Source organism: Winogradskyella luteola (assembly GCF_019203985.1).
Classification (GTDB): Bacteria; Bacteroidota; Bacteroidia; order Flavobacteriales; family Flavobacteriaceae; genus Winogradskyella; species Winogradskyella luteola.
The window spans coordinates 1-562 of sequence record NZ_JAGSPD010000049.1; the positions used below are offsets into that span (position 1 = coordinate 1).

Genomic DNA, 562 nt, shown 5'->3' on the forward strand with positions numbered 1-562 from the left:
TAAGAGCTTAAATAGTTGAAAAGCAGTAATTAACAGAAATGTTAGTTACTGTTTTTCTTCGTTCATAGATATATTGGTAAAAGAGTAAATCTTTTAGAACCTATAAAATATGGGTTCTGTAAATCGTTATGTTTTAAATTAGGACATGGAAAAAATACATTGCCCAAAATGTTCAGGTTTATCTGTGAAAAATGGATTTCAAAATAATATTCAACGTTATAAATGTAAAGTTTGTAACAAGCGATTTCAAGTTAATTATACATACAAAGCATACAACTCCGATACAAATGATTTAATCAGGAGCCTGCTTAAAGAAGGTTGTGGCATTAGAAGTATCTCAAGAATATTAAATATTTCTTGTTGTACTGTTCTTTCCAGAATGCTTGAGATGGCTAAAGTGATAAAAGCACCATTCTTTTATAAACTTGGATGCAAGTTTGAAGTTGACGAGTTATGGACATTTATCAAGCGAAAGGATCATTTCACTTGGATTACCTATGCGATAGAAAGACAAACAAAACAAGTCATTGATTTCTTTGTGGGTAGCAAATCAAAAGAAAAC

General features: G+C 30.2%; 1 protein-coding gene. It reads left to right on the forward strand.

The window, feature by feature from the left end; translation table 11 throughout:
* Positions 1 to 145 precede the first annotated feature (145 nt).
* Positions 146 to 562: IS1 family transposase (locus KCG49_RS16370; protein ID WP_218548030.1), on the forward strand; the 417-nt coding region annotated here is incomplete at its 3' end.